This window comes from Streptomyces sp. NPDC050211 (assembly GCF_040656035.1).
Lineage (GTDB): Bacteria > Actinomycetota > Actinomycetes > Streptomycetales > Streptomycetaceae > Streptomyces.
Map to the genome: position 1 here is coordinate 1 of NZ_JBFALC010000150.1, position 5,079 is coordinate 5,079.

Consider the following 5,079-nt stretch of genomic DNA (forward strand, 5'->3'; position numbering starts at 1 on the left):
CGCCCGGGCCGGCGCGCTGACCGCCCGCACCGTTCCCGTCGGCCTCCTCGACGCCGCCGCGCGGACCGTGCCCGGAGCCACCCCGTTCATGACACTGCTGACCGCCTGGACGCGGGTACTGCACCGGCACAGCGGCCGGCCCGAGATCATCGTCGGCTCGCCCGCCGCCACCCGCGACCGCGCCGAACTCGCCGGTGTCGTCGGCTGCTTCGTGAACGCGCTGCCGCTGCGCCTCGCGCCCGGCGCCACCGCCACCACCGCCGACCTGCTCGCCCAGGTCCGCGACCGGGTCCTTAAGGCGTACGAACATGCGCGCTTCCCGTACGACATCACCGTGACGGAACTCGTCGACCGCCCGCCGCGGGGCCGCCGACCGGTCTACGACGCCGGGCTCAGCTGGGAGTTCTCCGAGCGGGCCACCGACGGCTGGGAGTTCCTCCAGGTGCCGCCCGAGCAGCTGCCCCTCACCGACGACCTGAGGATCTACGCCACCGCCCGCGACGGTCTGCTGCGCCTCGAACTCGTCCACGATCCGGCGCTGTTCACCCCGGACACCGCCGCCGCACTGCTCGACGAGGTGGTGGACACGCTCACCGCACACGACCGGTGGCACACCGACACAGCCGATACCGCAGGGAGCGTACGGCCTTGACTTCCTCCCCCTCCTGAAGGAGGGGGATTCCTACGGCTCGTGCCGTAGGGGTTCCTGCTTCATCGCCGACTGCCCCGTCCGGGAGGACTCCCGTTGAGGTCTTACACCGGCTCCACAGGCCGACACCGCCAGCCCGGCGGCCAGGAGGTTGTTCGCCGCGTTGACGTCGCGGTCGTGGATGATGCCGCAGTCGCACGTCCAGGTGCGGACGTTCAGCGGCATCTTGTCCTGCAAGGTTCCGCAGGCCGAGCACAGCTTGGAGGAGGGGAACCAACGGTCGACCGCGATCACTTCGCGGCCGTACCACTGGGCTTTGTACTCCAGCATGCTGCGGAACTCACCCCACGCCGCATCACTGATGGCGCGGGAGAGTGTGCCGTTCTTGAGCAGGTTGCGAACGGTGAGGTCCTCGATCACGATCGTTTGGTTTTCACGAACGAGCCGGGTAGTGATCTTGTGCAGGGTGTCGTGCCTGCGGTCGGCGATGCGCGCGTGGATGCGGGCGACCTTGCGCCGCGCCTTGGCCCGGTTCGCACCGTCGCCCTTGGCCTTGCGGGACAGCTCCCGCTGGGTCTTGGCCAGGCGGGCGCGGTCGCGCCGCTCGTGCCGGGGGTTGGTGATCTTCTCCCCGGTGGACAGGGTCAGCAGGTGGTCGAGTCCGGCGTCGATCCCGACCGCCGTGTCCGTGACGGGAAGCGGTTTCACGCCGGGGTCCTCGACGAGGAGGGACACGTACCAGCGTCCGGCCGCGTCCTGGGAAACGGTCACCGTGGACGGCGTGGCGCCCTCTGGGAGGGCGCGGGACCACACGATGTCGAGCGGATCCGCCATCTTCGCCAGCGTCAGCTTCCCGTCATCAAACCGGAACGCGCTGGTGGTGTACTCGGCGGACTTGCGGGACTTCTTGCGCGACTTGAACCGCGGGTACTGCGCCCGCTTGCCGAAGAAGCTGGTGAACGCCGCCTGAAGGTGGCGCAGGGCCTGCTGGAGCGGGACGGAGGAGACCTCGCCCAGGTAGGCGAGGCCCTCGGTCTTCTTCCACGCCGTCAGCATCGCGGAGGTGGCGTTGTAGTTGACCCGCTCCTGCCGAAGCGTCCACGCCTGCGTGCGCGCCGCAAGTGCGAGGTTGTAGACCTTCCGCACGCAACCGAAGGTGCGCGACAGCTCGGCTGCCTGCGCATCGGTCGGATAGAAGCGGTACTTGAACGCCCGCTTCACGTGAGTGGTCTTCACGTCTCACAAGCTATCGCATCAACTTGTGACTTCATGCCGGTAGTTGGAGTCAGACGCCGGTCCGCCCTGGCGGCGAACCGGCTTTCCTTGCCCTGCTCCGCAGGAGTCCGTTTCCTCCCCGGCCTGAAGGTCGGGGAATCCACGGAGGAGATCCGATGACCGCCCAGCCCGTGATCACGCCCACGACCGCCGGGTCCGCCACCGCGCGCGTGGCGGTCACCGGACTTCGGCCCCGGCTGACCGTGCCCGGCGCCCCCGGACACGGTCAGCGCACGCTGGAGCTGACGGCGCCCGCCCGCGCGGCACTGGCCGCCGCGGACCGCCGTACCCTGCTGGCCGCCGCGACCGCGCTGGCCGCGGCGGCGGCCGAGGACACGGGCAGTGCCGCCGTCGTCCTGGACGACAGCACCGCCGTACGCATCGACACGGCCGCGGCGCACACGGTCGGCGACCTCCTCACGGGCGTGACGACAGCGGCCCCCGCCGGACCCGAAGAGCGCGTGCTGCTTCTCGAACTCGACGGTCAGGACACCGTGCTGCGCGCCGCGTTCGACACCGGACGGTTCGAGGGCTGGTTCGCCGACACCCTGCTGCGGAGCGTCGATCACCTTCTCGGACAGCTCGCCGAACCGGCCCGCCCGCTCGCAGACCTCACCCTGGTCAGCGCCGCCGACCGGGACGCCGTCCAGGCCTTCGGGCACGGCGGTTTCGCGCCCCCGGCCGGCCCCGTGACCCTGGTCGAGCGGCTGGAGCGCGGCGCCGCCGCCGGCGGCACCCGCACCGCCGTCGTCACCGCGGACGGCGTCCTCGGCCACGACGAACTGCGCGCCGAGTCGCTGCGCACCGCCCGCCGGCTGCACGCCGAGCACGGCGCGGGGCGCGGCGCCCGCGTGGCCCTCCTGGCCGGCAAGGGCCGCTACGCGCTCAGCGCCCTGCTCGGCACCGTCCGATCCGGCGCCGCCTACGTCCCCCTGGACCCCGCCCAGCCCGTCCAGCGTCTCGCGGAGGTCCTCGCCGACACCGGCGCGGCCGCGCTGGTCGCCGAACCCGCCCACCTCGCGCTCGCCCGCACCCTCACAAAGGCCACCGGCACCCCGCTGCTGTCCGCCGCCGACCTCGCCGCACCCGGCGGCCCCGCCGGCGCCGCCCCGCCGCCGCCGCGGCCCGACGACGCGGCATACGTCATCTACACCTCCGGCTCCACCGGGCAGCCCAAGGGAGTCGTCGTACGCCACTCGGCGATCTGCTCCTACCTGGCGTGGAAGGACGAGTACCACGCGCTGTCGGCGGCCACCTGCCTGCTGCAGATCCCCGCGCTGTCCTTCGACAGTTCCGTCTCCGACGTGTTCTCGGTGCTCGGCGCGGGCGGGCGCCTCGTCCTCGTCGAGGGCAGCCGCCGCCTGGACGGCACCCATCTGCGCGCGCTCGCCGAACGCCACGGCGCCAGTCATGTCACGCTCGTGCCGAGCCTGTACCGGGGCGTCATCGACGCGCTCGCCGCGGCCGGCACGCTGCGGGTGGTCACCGTCGCCGGCGAGGCCATGCCCGGCGAACTGGCCGCCCGTCACCGGCTGCTGCTGCCGGGGGTGCGGCTGGTCAACGAGTACGGCCCCACCGAGAACTCCGTGGGCGCCACCGCCTTCGACTACCCCGGCCACCCCCTGTACGGCACGCCGATCGGCCGGCCGCTCGGCAACACGGCCGTGTCCGTGCGCGACGCGGCCGGCCGCCTGGTGCCGCCCGGCTTCCCCGGCGAGATCCAGCTGGCGGGCCCCGGCCTCGCCGACGGCTACCTCGGCCGCCCCGAGCCCACCGCGGCGGCCTTCGTACGCGATGCCGGCGCCCCGTCGGGGCGCCGCTACCGCACCGGTGACCGGGCCTGGTGGCAGGGCGACGGCACCCTGCAGTTCCTCGGCCGGGCCGACGACCAGGTCAAGATCCGCGGCAACCGGGTCGAACTGGGTGACGTGGAGGCCCACTTGGCGAGTGTCGAGGGCGTCACCGCGGCCGTCGCCCAGGTCGTCGGCGGGCCGGACGGCCGGCCCTCGCTCGTCGCCTGGGTCACGGGCCCTGCCGCCGCCGACCCGGCCCGTGTGCGCGCCGCGGCCGCCGAGATGCTCCCCGCGCCCCTGGTGCCGGACCGCGTCCTGCCCCTGGACAGCGTCCCCCTGACCACCAGCGGCAAGACCGACCGGCGGGCCCTGGCGGAGCGCTGCGCGGGAAGTGCCGAGCGCTCCGCAGGTGGTGCCGCGCCAGGTGGTGGATCGCCTGCGGGTCCGTCGGGGCTGGTCGCGCAGTTCCCCGCGCCCCTTCGGGGCGCCGGTGAACCGCCAGCCGGGTCACCGGCTGCTGCCGGCAGGGAGCTGGAGGACATCGTGTCCGGGCTGTTCTGCGAGCTGCTCGGGGTGGACGGCGTCGGAGCCGACGAGGACTTCTTCGGGCTCGGCGGGCACAGTCTGCTCGCCGTCGACCTCGTCGGCGCGCTCGAGGAACGCCATGGACTGCGCCTGGAGATCGACGAGTTGTTCGACGGGCCCACGGTCGCCGGGGTCTGCGCCGCGCTGCGCCGCCGTACCGATGCCCCCGCGGGTGCCGCCGCCCCTCACGGCCCGGAGGGCACGACGCCCGCCGACCACCCGCTGTCCGCCGCGCAGCGCCGCCTGTGGACGCTCACCCGCCTCGGCGGCCCCGGCGCGACGATCCACCACCTCACCGACGTGCTGCACATCGACGGCGCCCTGCACCCGGACGAGGTCGCCCGTGCCCTGGCCGAGGAGGCCGCCGAGGCCGAACTGCTGCGCGCCCGCTTCTTCGTCCGCGACGACGAGCCCCGCCAGCGCTTCGTCGCCGGCGACCGGCCCCCGCTGACCGTGGTGCCGCTGGAACACGACCCGGCCCCGGAGCGGCTCGCCGAGACCGTGCGCGCCCTGGCCGCCCGGCCGTTCGACCTGGAGCACGAACCTCCCGTCCGGGCCGCCCTGCTGACTCTCTCGCCGACCCGCTGCGTGCTCGTCCTGACCGTCCACCACATCGTCTGCGACGGCACGTCCGCCGCGGCCCTGGTGCGCCGCCTGTTCGCCCGTGTCCGCGCGCTGCGCGACGGCACGCCCCCGCCCGCCCCCGCCGCCGGCCGCTACACCGACCGCATCGCCCGGGAAAGGGCCCGGCTGGCCGGGCCGCAGGGCGCGGCCGAC

Annotated in this window: 3 protein-coding genes; 2 read left to right on the forward strand and 1 reads right to left on the reverse strand. The window is 73.9% G+C overall.

From position 1 onward, the window contains the following. Positions 1–652, forward strand: a 652-nt coding sequence (locus AB0I98_RS49425; RefSeq protein ID WP_362953036.1) for a condensation domain-containing protein, incomplete at its 5' end; no start/stop codon positions are given. 30 nt (positions 653–682) lie between these two features. Here AB0I98_RS49425 and AB0I98_RS49430 read toward each other — a convergent pair. Next, positions 683–1,885 carry an RNA-guided endonuclease TnpB family protein gene (locus AB0I98_RS49430; RefSeq protein ID WP_362953038.1) on the reverse strand — a complete coding sequence of 401 codons (1,203 nt, stop codon included), beginning with the start codon at positions 1,883–1,885 and terminating at the stop codon, positions 683–685. 155 nt (positions 1,886–2,040) lie between these two features. On the opposite strand from AB0I98_RS49430, the gene AB0I98_RS49435 reads away from it, so the two are divergent. Continuing rightward, positions 2,041–5,079 (forward strand): amino acid adenylation domain-containing protein (locus AB0I98_RS49435; RefSeq protein ID WP_362953040.1); only part of this gene is annotated, 3,039 nt, incomplete at its 3' end.